Annotated in this window: 11 protein-coding genes and 6 tRNA genes; 6 read left to right on the forward strand and 11 right to left on the reverse strand. The window is 59.5% G+C overall.

From position 1 onward, the window contains the following. Nucleotides 1–236 precede the first annotated feature (236 nt). The 4 genes from BW33_RS18705 to BW33_RS18720 form a co-directional block, all read right to left on the reverse strand. On the reverse strand, nt 237–1,016 hold the full coding sequence (locus tag BW33_RS18705; RefSeq protein ID WP_027612336.1) for an ABC transporter permease: 780 nt from the start codon (nt 1,014–1,016) through the stop codon (nt 237–239). Then, a complete protein-coding gene (locus BW33_RS18710; RefSeq protein WP_047600399.1) occupies nt 1,013–1,945 on the reverse strand; it encodes an ABC transporter ATP-binding protein in 933 nt (310 codons plus the stop codon). Before BW33_RS18710 ends, BW33_RS18705 begins: the two co-directional genes overlap by 4 nt. Nucleotides 1,946–2,078: 133 nt before the next feature. Further along, on the reverse strand, nt 2,079–2,702 hold the full coding sequence (locus tag BW33_RS18715) for a glutathione S-transferase family protein (RefSeq protein ID WP_047600400.1): 624 nt from the start codon (nt 2,700–2,702) through the stop codon (nt 2,079–2,081). Between the two features lie 43 nt (nt 2,703–2,745). Continuing rightward, a complete protein-coding gene (locus tag BW33_RS18720; protein ID WP_047600401.1) occupies nt 2,746–3,405 on the reverse strand; it encodes a transglutaminase-like domain-containing protein in 660 nt (219 codons plus the stop codon). 248 nt (nt 3,406–3,653) lie between these two features. Between BW33_RS18720 and BW33_RS18725 the strand changes: the two genes are divergently transcribed. Both BW33_RS18725 and BW33_RS18730 read left to right on the forward strand, forming a co-directional pair. Beyond that, nucleotides 3,654–6,101 carry an acyl-CoA dehydrogenase gene (locus BW33_RS18725; RefSeq protein WP_047600403.1) on the forward strand — a complete coding sequence of 816 codons (2,448 nt, stop codon included), beginning with the start codon at nt 3,654–3,656 and terminating at the stop codon, nt 6,099–6,101. Between the two features lie 89 nt (nt 6,102–6,190). Continuing rightward, complete coding sequence (locus BW33_RS18730; RefSeq protein ID WP_007967565.1) at nt 6,191–6,598, forward strand: PA2817 family protein; 408 nt, start codon at nt 6,191–6,193, stop codon at nt 6,596–6,598. Between the two features lie 95 nt (nt 6,599–6,693). On the opposite strand, the gene BW33_RS18735 is transcribed toward BW33_RS18730, so the two are convergent. After that, entirely contained in the window at nt 6,694–7,692 is a 999-nt protein-coding gene (locus tag BW33_RS18735) for a LysR family transcriptional regulator (protein WP_047600406.1), read from the reverse strand. A gap of 90 nt (nt 7,693–7,782) precedes the next feature. Between BW33_RS18735 and BW33_RS18740 the strand changes: the two genes are divergently transcribed. From BW33_RS18740 to BW33_RS18755, 4 genes are all read left to right on the forward strand, one after another. Next, nucleotides 7,783–8,409: a serine-tRNA(Ala) deacylase AlaX gene (locus tag BW33_RS18740; RefSeq protein ID WP_047600408.1), complete on the forward strand. Its 627-nt coding sequence runs from the start codon at nt 7,783–7,785 to the stop codon at nt 8,407–8,409. 90 nt (nt 8,410–8,499) lie between these two features. Then, nucleotides 8,500–9,270: a 2OG-Fe(II) oxygenase gene (locus BW33_RS18745; protein WP_047600411.1), complete on the forward strand. Its 771-nt coding sequence runs from the start codon at nt 8,500–8,502 to the stop codon at nt 9,268–9,270. A 1-nt stretch (nt 9,271) separates the two neighbouring features. Then, nucleotides 9,272–9,910 (forward strand): LysE family translocator, encoded by a 639-nt coding sequence (locus BW33_RS18750; RefSeq protein WP_047600413.1) that lies wholly within the window; start codon nt 9,272–9,274, stop codon nt 9,908–9,910. Nucleotides 9,911–10,110: 200 nt separating this feature from the next. Further along, nucleotides 10,111–11,850, forward strand: a complete 1,740-nt coding sequence (locus BW33_RS18755; protein WP_047600414.1) for a dipeptidase — start codon at nt 10,111–10,113, stop codon at nt 11,848–11,850. 131 nt (nt 11,851–11,981) lie between these two features. Here BW33_RS18755 and BW33_RS18760 read toward each other — a convergent pair. From BW33_RS18760 to BW33_RS18785, 6 genes are all read right to left on the reverse strand, one after another. Continuing rightward, a tRNA-Gly gene (locus tag BW33_RS18760) sits at nt 11,982–12,057 on the reverse strand. A gap of 2 nt (nt 12,058–12,059) precedes the next feature. Then, nucleotides 12,060–12,135: transfer RNA gene (locus tag BW33_RS18765), tRNA-Glu, on the reverse strand. 55 nt (nt 12,136–12,190) lie between these two features. Continuing rightward, a tRNA-Gly gene (locus BW33_RS18770) sits at nt 12,191–12,266 on the reverse strand. Nucleotides 12,267–12,269: 3 nt separating this feature from the next. Further along, a tRNA-Glu gene (locus BW33_RS18775) sits at nt 12,270–12,345 on the reverse strand. Nucleotides 12,346–12,400: 55 nt separating this feature from the next. Next, nucleotides 12,401–12,476, reverse strand: a tRNA-Gly gene (locus tag BW33_RS18780). A 3-nt stretch (nt 12,477–12,479) separates the two neighbouring features. Further along, nucleotides 12,480–12,555, reverse strand: a tRNA-Glu gene (locus BW33_RS18785). Nucleotides 12,556–12,562 lie beyond the last annotated feature (7 nt).

The following is a 12,562-nucleotide window of genomic DNA, read 5'->3' on the forward strand; positions in this document are numbered from 1 at the left end:
GTACTGGCGCTGGTGGGTGGCGCGGCAATGGGCGCGGCGCAAGAAAAGCCGCATGCGCTGAATGCAAAACGGCCTCCGCAGTGGAGGCCGTTTTGTTTTGTGCAGTCTGGCCTGAGCTCCCACAGGAAGATCGTCTTCCCCTGTAGGAGCTGCCGCAGGCTGCGATCTTTTGACTTCAGGAATCAAGATCAAAAGATCGCAGCCTGCGGCAGCTCCTACAGGGATATTGCGGTCGATCAGGTCCGCATCCCGCGCCCGCTCACCAGCAACCGCGCACAACCGAGATACAACACCACCGTCGCCACCAGCATGAAGGTGATCGCGATACCGATGCGGATATCCGACACCCCGAGAATGCCGTAACGGAAAGCGTTGACCATGTGCAGCACCGGGTTGGCCAGCGATACGGTCTGCCAGAACGGCGGCAGCAAGGTGATCGAGTAGAACACGCCACCGAGGTAGGTCAACGGCGTCAGCACAAACGTCGGGATGATCGAAATGTCATCGAAGTTGCGCGCAAACACCGCGTTGATGAAGCCCAGCAGCGAGAAGATCGTCGCGGTCAGCACCACCACAAGGATGGTCACGCCGAGGTGATGCACCTGCAGATGGGTGAAGAACAACGACAGAATGGTAACGATCACCCCCACCATCAAGCCACGCAACACGCCGCCGATGGTAAAGCCGATCAGAATCGTGTGCGGCGACACTGGCGAGACCATCAGTTCCTCGATGGAACGCTGGAACTTGCTGCCGAAGAAACTCGAGACCACGTTGCCGTAGGAGTTGGTGATCACCGACATCATGATCAGCCCCGGCACGATGTACTCCATGTAACTGAAGCCACCCATGCCGCCAATCTGCTTGCCGATCAGGTTACCGAAGATCACGAAGTACAGAACCATGGTGATCGCCGGCGGCAGCAGGGTTTGCGGCCAGATCCGCGTGAAGCGTTTGACCTCGCGATAAACGATGGTCTGGAGGGCGACGAGGTTGGGGCGGAACTCGGAACTCATACCGCCACCTTCGACAGATTCTTCTCTACCAGAGACACGAACAGCTCCTCGAGGCGATTGGTTTTGTTACGCAGGCTCAGCACTTCGATGTTCTGCTGCGCCAATTGGGTGAACAGCGCGGTGATGCCCATGGATTTGTCGACCTGGACCTCAAGGGTATGGCCGTCGAGCAACCGGGCGGGATAGCCGATCAATTGCGGCGCGACGTGCAAGTCGTTTTTCAGGTCGAGCAGGAAGGTTTCGACGTGCAACTGGCCCAGCAGCTGTTTCATGCTGGTGTTCTCGACGATCGTGCCGTGGTCGATGATGCCGATGTTGCGGCACAGCTGCTCAGCCTCTTCCAGATAATGCGTGGTGAGGATGATGGTGATGCCTTTCTGGTTCAGCTCGGTGAGGAACGTCCACATCGAGCGACGCAGTTCGATGTCGACGCCTGCGGTCGGCTCATCGAGGATCAGCAGGCGCGGCTCATGCACCAGCGCGCGGGCAATCATCAGACGCCGTTTCATGCCGCCGGACAGCGAACGCGACGGCACATCGCGCTTGTCCCACAGACCGAGCTGGGTCAGGTACTGCTCGGCGCGTTCCTTGGCGATCTTCGCCGGGATGCCGTAGTAACCGGCCTGGGTCACGACGATATCGAAGGTCTTTTCGAACTGGTTGAAGTTGAATTCCTGGGGCACCACGCCGATCGAGCGCTTGAGCGCGGCGGGGTTCTTGTCCAGGTCATGACCGAAGATATTCACCGTGCCGCTGGTCTTGTTGACCAGGGTCGAAAGAATGCCGATGGTCGTGGATTTGCCGGCGCCGTTGGGGCCGAGCAAGGCGAAAAAGTCACCTTCGGCGACGTCCAGATCGATACCACTCAAGGCCTGGAACCCGTTGCCGTAGGTTTTGGTTAGCTGCCGGATGGACAGAGCGGAACTCATATCGGATTTACGCACCAAGAAGGGAAGAAAAGGAAAGATTGGGCCGGGCGGCGAACAAAACAACCACGGCGCATGAGCGCAATGGTGCTTGCCGCCGCAACACAAGTACAGTCAAGAGTGTCGATAGTTATTATCAAGTCAACGCGGTCATGACTGCTTTCTGATAAGCCGGACGCTGCTTCAACCGTGCATACCACGCTTCCAGATGCGGCTGCGCGGCGCGTTCGATCGGCATCTCGAACCAGGCATAAATGAAACTGCCCAGCGCAATATCGCCCATGCCGATTTCGCTGCCGGACAGGTATGGCCGGCTGGCGAGGGCCTGATCGGCCATGGCCAGCAGCGCGGTGCATTCCTTGATTGCGGCGTTGATCGCCGGCCAGTCCTGCTTGTCCACTGGCGTACGCAGCACGCCCCAGAACACGGTGCGGAACGGCCCGGCAAAACTCGAGGTGGTCCAGTCCATCCACTTGTCAGCGATGGCCCGGGCTTGCAGGTCTGCCGGATACCAGGCGCTGTTCGGTGCATGCTTGGCCAGCAGGTAACGCACGATGGCGTTGGATTCCCACAGCACGAAGCCGTCATCTTCGATCACTGGTACCCGGCCGTTCGGGTTCATCGCGCGGTATTCAGGCGTGTCGACCACACCGAAGGCGCCACCGGCATCAATCGCCTCGTAGGCCAGACCCAGCTCCTCGGCCGCCCACAGTGGCTTCCTGACATTCGATGAGTTTTTCCGTCCCCAGATCTTCAGCATGACCGCCTCTTTTCCAATGCGTGGGCAGGCAGCATACGCCGGATCAGACCCGACTCAAATCACTCTGCATATCACCCAAGACCTTCGCCTGATGTTCGCCGAACAGATGCGGGTAGCACTTTTCCAGGTGCTCGAAGAAGAACTGCTCCGGCACATCGGCGAACTGACCGTGATCGACCAGATACTCCATCAACAGCGCGCCGTCACGGTTGTACGGATGGAAAACGCTGTAATTGATTCCGTCAAAGTCCAACGGTGCGACGTTGAACAGCTCGCAGAGTTGCTGGTTGAAGGCCGGCGTGGCCTTGACCCAATGGTCATTGAGGAACAGCTCGGTGTAACCGTGCATGGCGAACACATCGCTGCGCAGCAGTTCCAGCAAACGCGGGGTCGACAGGTGATTCCTGACGTCGGCCAGACCGATGCGCGCCGCAATGCCGCAATGCCGTGCGCACCCGGCCAGCAACGTGGCTTTGGGCACGCAATAGCTTTCCCCGGCCGCCAGCGCATAACTGCCGCACAGGGTCTGCGGGTCAAGGCTGAAGGTATACGGGTTGTAGCGCACCGCTTCGCGCACGGCGTAATAGAGACTGATCGCCTGCGCGAGCGGGTCGCGGCTGGCTCCGCGGTGTTGTTCGGCGAACTCCACCACCGCCGGGTGGTCACTATCGATGAAGCGGCCGGGACTCAGATACTCGCGCATGACGATGTTCTCCTGGGTGAGCCCCGAGTCTAGCGACAGCTCAAGCACAGAGATAACGACGTTTCGGCCAAACATGGACGCAAAGACGCGGGAACGGCGAACGATTTCCCACGGGTGTTGCCCACCGAACCTACGAAAACCATCCGGGGTTTCCCACGAGTTCAATCACCATGTTCTGACCGCCCCGTTTTACAGATGCCGTCTAAGCTCTGGAGGGTCGGTTTGCCTTGGTTCACGGAGGATTACATATGCTGTTGTTGTGGATACTGGTTCTGATCGTCGGTGTGGCGTACCTCGCCCACCGCCGCATCGCCCCCCTGCCCGCGTTGGGTATCGTCGCCATTTACCTGCTGGCGATGGGCATTTTCAGCCATGCCCCGGGCTGGTTGCTGCTGGTGTTGTGGGTCGTGCTTGCGGCGGTTGCCGCGCCGTTACTGCTGCCTGACCTGCGCCGCAAACACTTCACCGCGCCGCTGTTCAACTGGTTCCAGAAAACCCTGCCGCCGATGTCGCAGACCGAACGCGACGCGATCGATGCCGGCACCGTGTGGTGGGATGGTGAGCTGTTCAGCGGCCGTCCGGACTGGGACAAATTGCTGTCCTACCCGAAAGCGCAACTGACCGACGAGGAACAGGCCTTTATCGATGGCCCGACCGAAGAACTCTGCGCGATGGTCACTGACTGGCAGATCGGCCAGTCGATGGATCTGCCGCCGCAAGCGTGGAGCCACATCAAGGAACACGGCTTCTTCGCCCTGATCATTCCCAAGGAATTCGGCGGCAAGGGTTTTTCGGCCTATGCCCACTCGCAAGTGGCGATGAAACTCGCGACCCGCAGTGGCGACCTCGCCTCCACCGTGATGGTGCCCAACTCCCTCGGCCCGGCCGAACTGCTGCTGCATTACGGCACCGACGAACAACGCAATCACTACCTGCCGCGGCTGGCCCGTGGCGACGACATTCCGTGCTTCGCCCTCACCGGTCCGCTGGCCGGCTCCGATGCTGGCGCCATGCCCGACACCGGGATCATCTGCAAGGGCGAATGGGAAGGCCAGGAAGTCATCGGTCTGCGCCTGAACTGGGAAAAACGCTACATCACCCTCGGCCCGGTCGCGACCCTGCTCGGTCTGGCCTTCAAGGCTTATGACCCGGAGCATCTGCTGGGCGACAAGGAAGACCTCGGTATCAGCCTGGCGCTGATCCCTACCGACACCCCCGGCGTGGAAATCGGCCGTCGTCACCTGCCACTGGGTGCCGCATTCATGAACGGCCCGAACTCGGGCAAAGATGTGTTCATTCCGCTGGACTTCCTCATTGGCGGCCAGGAAATGCTCGGCAAGGGCTGGATGATGCTGATGAACTGCCTGTCGGTCGGGCGTTCGATTTCGCTGCCCGCAGTCGGCACTGGCGCGGCCAAGTTCACCAGTCTGGTGACCGGTCAGTACGCGCAGATTCGTGAACAGTTCAACGTCCCGCTGTCGGCCTTCGAAGGCATTCAGGAAGCCATGGCCCGCATCGGCGGCAACGCCTGGATGATGGACGCAGCGCGCATGCTCACCGCCAACGCGGTGGATCTGGGCGAGAAACCGTCGGTGCTGTCGGCAATCCTCAAGTATCACCTGACCGAACGCGGTCGCGAATGCATCACCCACGCCATGGATGTGCATGGCGGCAAGGCGATCATCATGGGGCCGAACAACTACCTCGGGCGCAGCTGGAACGGCGCACCGATCTTCATCACCGTGGAAGGCGCGAACATCCTTTCGCGCAACCTGATGATCTTCGGTCAAGGCGCCATTCGTTGCCATCCGTTCGTCCTCAAGGAAATGGCCCTGGCTGGCCGCGAGGACAAGGAACAGGCACTGAAAGAATTCGATGGCCTGCTGCTCAAGCACATCGGTTTTGCCGTCGGTAACGCCGCCAGCACCCTGGTGCTGAACCTGGGCTTCGGCCACTTCGAACATGCACCTGGAGACAGGATCAGTCAGGGCTACTTCCGTGCACTCAACCGTCAGGCAGCGGCATTTGCCATGCTCGCCGACTTCAGCATGATGTTGCTGGGTGGCGAACTGAAGCGTCGCGAACGCCTGTCCGCGCGTCTGGGCGATGTGTTGAGCAACCTGTATCTGGCCTCCGCCGCGCTCAAGCGTTACCACGACCTGGATTCGCCGGCACATATGGAGCCGTTGTTCCGCTGGGCCATGGAAGAGAGCCTCGGCCAGTCGGAACGGGCACTGGATGAGCTGCTGAGCAACTTCCCGAACAAAGTGTTTGGCTGCCTGCTGCGAGTGATCGTGTTCCCGTTCGGCCGTCGCCACAAAGGCCCGTCGGACAAGCTCGGCGCCGAAGTCGCAGCGGTGATCGGTCGCGCCAAGGGCGATCCGACGCTGGAAGAACTGCTCGCCGGCTGCTATCGCCCGCAGTCTGCCGACGATGCCGTTGGTGCCCTGCAACACGCCAGTGATCTGCTGAATACTGCCCAGCCGTTGCACAAGAAACTGCACGCTGCGCTGAAAAGTGGTCAGGTCAAACCGGTGGCTGGCGAACACGCCATCGACGCCGCGCTGGAGGCCGGGGTGTTGCAAGCGGCGGAGGCGCAGACCCTGCGCGATGCCGAAGCGGCACGGCGCAAAGTGATCGACGTCGATGATTTCGACAAGGAAGAACTGAAACAGGCTGAGGGCAAAGTCCGCTGATGTTGACGACCGTGTAGCTGTTTATTTGTGAAAAACGGGCACGAGAGCTTTATACTCCCGCGCCCGTTTTGCTCTTGAGGACTTATCTCGTGTCCAACGTCGTTGCCGATCATCTTGTTTTGCTCGACCACCTGCGCAGTATCCTGGTCGCCGTAGGTGAGGCCGAACAGGTTCCCGAAGAAAGCCATGCCTTGTTCCTGGAGCGCTTCGATGAACTGCTGGCGTCCCTGCCGATCGATCCGATCGAAAGCCAGTACCTGGGCCAGGACATCCTGACCCAAGTGATTACCCGTTATCCGCAAATTGCCCACCTGATTCCACGGGATCTGCTGTGGTTCTTCGCTGGCGACTGCCTGCACTACCTGTCTGATGAAGAAATCGACCTGTATCAGGCACTGGAAGAACGTCGCTACGAAGCCGAACAGAATGACGAGCCGTTCGACTGGAATCAGGAAAAACAGCTGCTGGCGATGTCTGCTCAGGACAGCAAGCACTAAGCTTCAAAAGATCAAAAGATCGCAGCCTGCGGCAGCTCCTACAGGGGATCCAATTAATCCCTGTAGGAGCTGCCGCAGGCTGCGATCTTTCGCTTTTAAAGCAGCCCCTCGCTCTCCGGCAACTCATACGCCATCGCCAAATTATTCGGCGCCCCCGCCTTCCCCGGCTTGCTCAACGTCGGCTCCTTCTCCAGGCATTCCACCAGATAATCGATGAAGACCCGCAGCTTCGGCGGCAGGTAGCGCGTGGGCGAATGCAGTAACCACAGACCACCGTGGTAGGAAGCGAGGAACGCCCACTCCGGCAGCACCTGCACAATCAACTTCTGCTCAAGCGCATAGCGCGCGGTGAAATACGGCAAGCTGCCAATACCGATGTGCTGCAACACTGCCCCGAGCCGCACCCCGGTATGGTTGGCGGCATAGCGGCCACGCACGCCGACGGTCACCGCTTTGCTGCCCTTCTTGAATTTCCAGCGCGCATCGCTCGGGGTTTCCCCCAGATAGATGCAACTGTGATTGAGCAGATCGTGAGGGTGAGTCGGCGTGCCGTGTTCGGCCAGGTATTGCGGGGTGGCGCAGAGCAAATGGTCGATGGTCAGCAACTGCCGCCCGACCAGCCCGGCCGGCGGACGGTCAGTAATACGAATCGCCAGGTCGACATGATCGTCAATCAAATCGACCTGGCGATCTTCCAGCAGCAACTCGACATCGACCTTCGGATAGCGCCGCAGAAACTCGGGCATGTGCGGATGAATCACGAAACGCCCGACCGCTTTCGGCACACTGACCCGCACCAGCCCTTCCGCCTCGTGGGTGAACTGCCCGCTGATCTCCATCACCGATTTGGCGGCGCTGACCATCTCCTGACAGCGCTTGAACACTTCCTCGCCCCCGTCACTCAGACGCAGTTTGCGCGTAGTGCGTTGCAGCAAACGCGTGGCCAGGGCCTTTTCCAGCCGGGAAATGCTGCGACTGATCGCGGACGGCGACGAGCCCAGCTGGCGGGCCGCCTCGGAGAAACTGCCGGTCTCCACGACCTTGACGAAAATCGCCATTTCACCGAGCAGTGGCAGCGGAAGATTGATGCTCACAGCGCACAAGTCCTTTGATGTTTGAACGGATTATCACGTTATTGCACGATTCATATAATAAAAACAGACACTTTAATAAGGGCATGGAATATGACGCTTCGCCTCTTTTTCCATAGTGATGACCTCAAGGCTAATGTGGAAGTCCTCGACTGCACGCCCCACGAGAACGAATTTGCCGTGGTGCTGCGCGCCACGCTGTTTCATCCGCAAGGCGGTGGTCAGCCTTGTGACACCGGCATGATCGGCGAAAGCCAGGTGCTGCGCGTGGTGCAGGAGCCTGACCGGATCGTGCATTACGTCGATCGTCCGGTAAAACCCGGCATGACCTGCATTCACGTGGATGAACAACGTCGACGCTACAACACCCGCATGCATTCGGCCGGGCACCTGATCGGGCATTTCGTGCAGGCCATGGGCTGGACGCCGATCAAGGCGCACCACTGGCCGGACGAGGGCCGGGTGCAATTCAAGCCGGGCGATGCCGCCCAGGAAATCGATGCGCCAACCGTTCAACACGGTATCAGCCAGTGGATCGAACACGATCTGCCCCGCCTGACCTCGCTGCGCGAAGGCGCGCGGGAAATCGGTTTTGGCGAGCTGCCGGCCTACGGCTGCGGTGGCACCCATGTACGCAGCCTGAAGGATTTGGGCACAGTCACGATCGCCTCGCTTTCGCAGAAGAAAGGCACGTTATCCGTCCACTACAGCGTGGATTAAGCATCTCGGGCGCTGCTCCGTGCAGCGTCCGACGCCGGGGGAACCGCACTCGCCGGTTCCGTTGACTATCGATAGATGGACCTAAAAACAATGATGCTAGACGTCGAGCGTCTCGATGAGACGTGCATAAAAAAACTGGCCAACGAAGAAGTCCTCGCCATCCGCGTCAAAGGCTTCTTGCCCGAGCCGCTGGCGATCGAGATTGGCGACAAGATTCTTGCTCCGGGCTTCGAGGGCTACATCAACGCGCCGAGCATCGGCCGCATCGGCATGGCGTTTTACGAGGCGGAAAACCAGCCGCTGCTGATCGAAGACTACTTCGAACGCGCCACCCGCAACATCGCCGAATTGCGCGAGCGCTGTGCGCCCTACTCCTCGCCGGTCGACACCCTGCGCTGCATGCTCGACGAGTCGTGGCCGGCCGGCGCGCATCTGGAAAACCTCTATGGCCGCAAGATGTATGTCGGCCTGTCGCGGGTGGTCAAGCCCGGCGTGTGCTTCCTCGCCCATCACGACATTTTCGCCAAGGACGCCCCGGACAGCTTTCAGGCCCGTAGCCTGGAGGCGCAGTTCGCCTGCAACGTGTACCTGAACATGCCGACCGAGGGCGGCGCACTGCAAATGTGGGACGACGACATCACCCCGGATCAGTTCGACCAAATGCGTGGCGACAGTTACGGCATCGACCCCGCGCTGCTCGGCCCACCGACCCTGGAAGTACGGCCGGAACCGGGAGATTTCATCATGTTCAATTCGCGCTGCATGCACTCGGTAACCCCGGGCGTGGCGGATCCGCGACTGAGCCTTTCGTTCTTTGTCGGCTATCGCGGCAATGCTTCACCCCTGACCTTCTGGAGCTGAGATGTTATCGAACTACCTGGGCGAGTTTCTGGCGCTGGCCACCATTCACTTTCTGGCCGTGGTCGCTCCCGGCCCGGACTTCGCCGTGACCATCCGCCAAAGCGTGCGCTTCGGCCGACTGGTGGGAATCTGCACCGCACTGGGCATCGGCGCCGGCATTTCGGTGCACGTTCTCTACACTTTACTCGGCGTTGGCGCCCTGATGCACACCACGCCGTGGTTGCTGACGGCGGCCAAGGTGGTTGGTGGCGCGTACATCTTCTACCTCGGAATCAGCCTGATTCGCAGTAAACCGAAGACCACGCTCGAGGGCGAAAAAAGCGCTGAAGAGCCGCTGGTCGAGCAGTCGCTGTTCAAGGCGTTCAGCACCGGTTTTCTGACCAATGCCACCAACCCCAAGGCCACGCTGTTTTTCCTGGCGATCTTCACCACGATCATCAGCGCCAGCACCCCGCTGAATATCCAGGCGCTGTATGGGGTGTGGATGTGCTTCGTCAATGCGCTGTGGTTCGTGATCGTCGCGCTGTTTTTCTCCAGCAGCCGGATACGCAACCTGTTCATGCGCATGGGCCATTGGTTCGAGCGCAGCATGGGTGTGATCCTGATTCTGTTCGCCGGCAGGCTGGTGCTGTCGATGTAAACGCTGCGCCCAAAGACAAGGCCCGATCAGTTCCACACTGCTCGGGCCTTTTTCGTTTGTGCGCCGCTTTTGCATTTCTGTGCGACGGATCCCACTTCAGGCACTCCCCTTCAACACCTTCGTGGTGTTAGTTTGGAAAAGATTTGTTTCAACTTTCAAACACTTCCCTCTCAACTGCCTGCAAAGGAATGCCCACCGCAATGAATTTTTCTCTCAAGCGCCTGGCTGCTGCCAGCCTGGTTCTGGCCAGTCTTTCCTCGCTCACCCTGCCTGCCCAGGCCAACATCACCCCTGAGCAAAGTGCTGCGATCCTCAAGACCTTCAGCGATACGACGGTCAGCGATTTTCGTCAGTTTCTCGGTGCTGTAGCGAAAAGCGATCTGAGCAAGACCGACAACCTCGCCCCGGCGATCAATGGTTTTCTCGACAACAAGACCCTGACCGCCGAGCAGCAAAACGAGATCAATCGCCTGCTGGGCATCTACACCCGCGTGAAGTACGGCAAAGCCGCGCTGGAAACCCTGCGCGAACTGGTGGAAATCCCGACCTTCCAGAAAGAAGGCGTGGCCCAGCACGACAATCCGGAGTTCATCAAGATCGCCGAAAAGATCAAGAACCTCGCCGAATCGTTCAACCTGAAGTTCCGCAACGTCGACAACCGCGTCTATGAAATCTCCCTCGACGGCAGCGGTGACGAAGTCGTGGGCATTCACGCGCATGCCGACGTGGTGCCGGTCACCCCGGAAAACTGGGTGCTGAAAGACGGCACCAAACTCGATCCGTTCAAAGTCACGCTGATCGGCGACCGCATGTACGGTCGCGGCACCGAGGACGACAAGAACGGCATCGTCGTCGCGATGTACGCGATGAAAGTGATCAAGGAAGAACAGCTGCCGCTGGCACGCAATTTCAAACTGCTGGTGGACACCACCGAAGAAACCACCGGCGACGCGATCCCGTACTACTTCGAACACAACCCGACGCCGAACTACAACATGGCGCTGGATGGCGGCTACCCGGTGGTCATCGCCGAGAAAGGCTACGGCACGGTCATGGCCAGTTTCCCGCTGCGCAAGGCTGAAGGCAGTGGCGCGGAAATCATCTCGATGACCGGCGGCCTGGCGACCAACCAGATTCCGTCGGTTTCGGTGGCGACACTCATCACCGACAAGCCTGAACAATTGGCGGCAAGTCTGCAGAAAGCCGGCAGCGAATACGCGAAAAAACACGGTGGTGACTTCGAAGTCGCGGCCAAGGTTGACGGCAAAGACGTCAAGCTGAGCGTTACCGGCGTGTCCGCGCACTCCTCGGAGCCCGAGTCCGGCGTCAACCCGGTCGCGCGGATGCTCGACTTCATCAACAGCCTCGACGGCAAGGTGGCGCTCAAGCACAACCAGATCACCGACGCTGCACGCTATGCGTCCACCAACTGGGGCCTGGATTACCTGGGGAAAAAACTTGGCGTGGGCTTCTCCGACTCATTCATGGGCCCGCTGACCACCTCGCTGACCTACGTCGGCGTGGACGACAAAGCCTTTAAACTGGCGGTCAACCTGCGCGTGCCGAAGGGCAAATCGCCGGAAGTGCTGAAAAAGCAAATCGCTGACAAGCTCGCGGCCTGGAGCAAGAAATCCCACGTAGCCGTGGACTTCACCTACTCGATCGCCGAACCGATGTACCGCAATCCGGAAGGCGAATGGGTCAAGGCGCTGCTGGCGGTGGCCACTGAAAACCTCGGTATGAAGCACGAGTTCGGCACGTCTGCCGGCGCGACCTCTGTGCATGAACTGCCGAACGGCGTGCAATTCGGCCTGGCCCGCCCTGAAGTCAAATACACCGGGCATACCGACGGCGAATTCAAGACGGTTGACCAGTTCCTGCTCGATCTGCAGATCGTCACTGAGATGATGGGCCGCGTCGGCCAGTTACCGAAGCTCTGATGAGGTCCGGGCCCGTGATTCAGCGGGCCTGACGTGAAAACAAAAAAGGACCCGAAGGTCCTTTTTTGTTGCGTGCAAAATGCTGCACAAACAAAAACGCCGATCATCACTGATCGGCGTTTTTGTGAAATTGGAGCGGGAAACGAGACTCGAACTCGCGACCCCGACCTTGGCAAGGTCGTGCTCTACCAACTGAGCTATTCCCGCAATGGCGTCCCCTAGGGGACTCGAACCCCTGTTACCGCCGTGAAAGGGCGGTGTCCTAGGCCACTAGACGAAGGGGACAGGCTACAACTTTCACTAATAAAAACGCCGCTCACTGAGCGGCGCTTTTAGAATTTGGAGCGGGAAACGAGACTCGAACTCGCGACCCCGACCTTGGCAAGGTCGTGCTCTACCAACTGAGCTATTCCCGCAAATGGCGTCCCCTAGGGGACTCGAACCCCTGTTACCGCCGTGAAAGGGCGGTGTCCTAGGCCACTAGACGAAGGGGACAGGCTACAACTTTCACTAATAAAAACGCCGCTCACTGAGCGGCGCTTTTAGAATTTGGAGCGGGAAACGAGACTCGAACTCGCGACCCCGACCTTGGCAAGGTCGTGCTCTACCAACTGAGCTATTCCCGCAAATGGCGTCCCCTAGGGGACTCGAACCCCTGTTACCGCCGTGAAAGGGCGGTGTCCTAGGCCACTAGACGAAGGGGACACGCTAC

The organism is Pseudomonas sp. RIT288 (assembly GCF_000631985.1).
GTDB lineage: Bacteria > Pseudomonadota > Gammaproteobacteria > Pseudomonadales > Pseudomonadaceae > Aquipseudomonas.

What these genes read in the sequence shown, in the direction of transcription:
- BW33_RS18740 (WP_047600408.1), top strand. Translation starts at nt 7,783, where the DNA reads ATGACGCTTCGCCTCTTTTTCCATAGTGATGACCTCAAGGCTAATGTG.
- BW33_RS18720 (WP_047600401.1), bottom strand. Translation starts at nt 3,405, where the DNA reads ATGCGCGAGTATCTGAGTCCCGGCCGCTTCATCGATAGTGACCACCCG.
- BW33_RS18755 (WP_047600414.1), top strand. Translation starts at nt 10,111, where the DNA reads ATGAATTTTTCTCTCAAGCGCCTGGCTGCTGCCAGCCTGGTTCTGGCC.
- BW33_RS18745 (WP_047600411.1), top strand. Translation starts at nt 8,500, where the DNA reads ATGATGCTAGACGTCGAGCGTCTCGATGAGACGTGCATAAAAAAACTG.
- BW33_RS18715 (WP_047600400.1), bottom strand. Translation starts at nt 2,702, where the DNA reads ATGCTGAAGATCTGGGGACGGAAAAACTCATCGAATGTCAGGAAGCCA.
- BW33_RS18750 (WP_047600413.1), top strand. Translation starts at nt 9,272, where the DNA reads ATGTTATCGAACTACCTGGGCGAGTTTCTGGCGCTGGCCACCATTCAC.
- BW33_RS18710 (WP_047600399.1), bottom strand. Translation starts at nt 1,945, where the DNA reads ATGAGTTCCGCTCTGTCCATCCGGCAGCTAACCAAAACCTACGGCAAC.
- BW33_RS18725 (WP_047600403.1), top strand. Translation starts at nt 3,654, where the DNA reads ATGCTGTTGTTGTGGATACTGGTTCTGATCGTCGGTGTGGCGTACCTC.
- BW33_RS18705 (WP_027612336.1), bottom strand. Translation starts at nt 1,016, where the DNA reads ATGAGTTCCGAGTTCCGCCCCAACCTCGTCGCCCTCCAGACCATCGTT.